This window comes from bacterium (assembly GCA_029210545.1).
GTDB lineage: Bacteria > BMS3Abin14 > BMS3Abin14 > BMS3Abin14 > BMS3Abin14 > JARGFV01.
Window position 1 is genome coordinate 1 of record JARGFV010000185.1, and the last position, 2,665, is coordinate 2,665.

Genomic DNA, 2,665 nt, shown 5'->3' on the forward strand with positions numbered 1-2,665 from the left:
CAGGACCGGCGTGTCAAAAACAGACCCCTCAGACACCCCGACCGGAGGCCGGCCCAAACCAATCGCGGATTTCGGGTATTCTGTATTCTGTATTCTGTGTTATGAGTTCTGTATTCTGTTTCTAACCGGAGGTTAAAAACATGTTGAAAAAGTTATCAAGTTTGGCAGTGATAATGATCGTGGCTCTCTCACTGGCCTCATGCCAGACCGCGGGGAGCAGCACCAATGTGCAGGCCGAAGAGGAGATCAGCTACCCTCCGTACGACGGGCCGAAGAAGAGAATCGCTGTTCTGGAGTTCGACAACAAGGTGAGCAACAGGTGGTGGGACAGGAGCTGGAACATCGAGGAGAGGATGACAGAGATGATCATCACCGAACTCATGAAAACCAACCGCTTCATCGTCATCGAACGTGGTGCCCTTGACGAGGTGATGGCGGAACAGGATCTCGGAGAAACCGGCCGCGTCCGGCAGGAAACGGCGGCACGGATCGGTGAACTGCTCGGTGCCCAGGTCCTGGTCAAGGGAGCCATCACCGAGTTCATTGAAAAGGAGAGCGGTGGAAGCGGAGGGATCATGGTCAGCGGTATAGGGATAGGAGGCAAGACCAGCACCGGCCACGTGGCCATTGACATGCGCCTCATCGATGCCACCACCGGGCAGATCCTGCAGTCCCACCGGGCTGAGGGCAAGATCTCCAGCAGCAAGATCGGCGGCATCGCCTTTTTCAGCGGCGTGGCCTTCGGGGGAAGCACCTACAAAAAAACCGCCCTGGGTAAAGCCACCCGATTGGCTGTGGCCGATGCTGTCCGGTTTGTTGTTGATAACATGGAAGAGCAGACATGGCAGGGCTCTGTCGTGAAAATTGACGGATCACAGGTTTACATCAACGCCGGGGCGAACATGAACATCGGTTCCGACATGGTTTTCACTGTCTATTCCAAGGGCGAGGAACTCATCGATCCCGCCTCCGGGCTATCCCTGGGGAACGCTATTACACGAGCGGGAGCAGTCAGGGTCGTCCAGGTCTCGGACAAATTTTCCATCGCCGAAAGCATCGAGGGGTCCGGTTTCAAGCGGGGAGATATCGTTAAACTACAGTGAAGGGTGAGAACCAAACCGTTAAATTTTTCCTCAGGCTTAACGAAAAAGACCGCCCGATGGGCGGTCTTTTCCTGTGCTCAGCAGGCGATAAAAGTGGGTGAGAATACCTAGCCTGGTGTTAAATAGCACAACATATTTCCAATACGAATTCGTAATTTGCGTAACATGTTGAAATATAGCGGATTTTGCTTTCAGATATTTCAACATTTTTGGTCCCTATTTTGCTTGCTATGATTAACCGTGATTATCCTGGCGCCACCTCGCAAAATGGCTCGAAGAGACTTTTTGCTGAGGTTGACATTATTGACGATGGTGGGGAAATGAAAAAAATTTTGATCGTGGATGATGAGCATCTGGTTCGATGGTCGGTACGGCAATACCTCGAGGCCGAGGGGTTTGTCGCGGTAGAGGCTTCCTCCGGCCCGGAGGCTCTTGAGATACTCACAAAGGACGACATATCCGTCCTGATCACCGATCTCATCATGCCGGAGATGAACGGTGTGGAACTTATCCGCAGGGCCAAGGAGTTCGACCCCGACCTGTCAGTGCTGGTCATCACGGCTGACGACTCCTCCGGGCTGGTTCTTTCGGCAACGGACGCCGGAGCGCTCAGAACGTTCAACAAACCGATCCCCTTCGTTGAACTTGTGGGGGCCCTTCAGGCACTGCCCTGATACCCGGCGCAGGCGGGATGCGCAGGTTTCTCGACACACTGCTAGTGGGGACCCGATCCCTTCTTTTCATCCCTTTGTCCATCCTCCTTCTCGCTGCCACGGCTACCGTAATGTTGTTTCTGAGGGTCGATGAAAGGAAGATCAACGGGCCCCTGGCCCACCGCTGGGCGCGCTTGGTTCTCTGGTTAGCTGATGTCCGAGTGACGGTGGAAGGGACCGGGCGCATCCCATCCCTGGACGATCCGTATATCGTCGTCATGAACCACCAGAGCAATATGGATATCCCCGTTATTCTCTACGCCCTGCCGCTCCAGTTGCGTTTCATCGGCAAAGTGGAGTTGATGAAAGTTCCCCTTTTCGGAAGCGCGCTGGTGCGTGCCGGTCACTTCCTCATCGACAGGAAAAATCACTTGAAGGCCATGAACGGACTCCATGCGGCCGGGAAGGACCTCCGTCAGCGGGGCGTCTCCCTGGTGCTGGCACCCGAGGGGACCCGGTCCGAAACCGGCGGCCTGAAACCCTTCAAAAAGGGTGCGTTCGTCATGGCCATCGAAACAGGTATCCCGATCCTGCCTGTGACCATTTCCGGGACCCGGCGATCCCTGCCCAAGGGCAGCCTGTGGGCCAGAAGCGCGGCGGTTAAGATGACCATCCACGATCCTGTTCCCACTGAGGAACTCAGCTACGATGACAGGGACGATCTTTCAGAGCGGGTGAGGGGGATCATGGAGAAGACACTGGAAGAGGGAAGAGGGGGATAAAAACAGGGAGAAGGGAGAAGAGGTGACACTTTGCAGTTGAATGTCTCAAGATTGATAGAGTCGCAAAAAGTCCAATCCGGGACTTTTCGCTCCACGGAAAGGGAAAAGCGTCGTTTTCCCTTTCCTT

General features: G+C 54.8%; 3 protein-coding genes. All 3 read left to right on the plus strand.

Features of this window, described 5'->3' with window-relative positions; genetic code table 11:
- Positions 1 to 143 precede the first annotated feature (143 nt).
- Entirely contained in the window at positions 144 to 1,103 is a 960-nt protein-coding gene (locus P1S46_12115; GenBank protein MDF1537215.1) for a CsgG/HfaB family protein, read from the plus strand.
- A gap of 320 nt (positions 1,104 to 1,423) precedes the next feature.
- On the plus strand, positions 1,424 to 1,777 hold the full coding sequence (locus P1S46_12120; GenBank protein ID MDF1537216.1) for a response regulator: 354 nt from the start codon (positions 1,424 to 1,426) through the stop codon (positions 1,775 to 1,777).
- A gap of 17 nt (positions 1,778 to 1,794) precedes the next feature.
- Complete coding sequence (locus P1S46_12125) at positions 1,795 to 2,538, plus strand: lysophospholipid acyltransferase family protein (protein ID MDF1537217.1); 744 nt, start codon at positions 1,795 to 1,797, stop codon at positions 2,536 to 2,538.
- Positions 2,539 to 2,665 lie beyond the last annotated feature (127 nt).

Excerpts from the sequence above, each read along its gene's own strand:
- P1S46_12120 (MDF1537216.1), top strand. The coding sequence starts at position 1,424 with ATGAAAAAAATTTTGATCGTGGATGATGAGCATCTGGTTCGATGGTCG.
- P1S46_12125 (MDF1537217.1), top strand. The coding sequence starts at position 1,795 with ATGCGCAGGTTTCTCGACACACTGCTAGTGGGGACCCGATCCCTTCTT.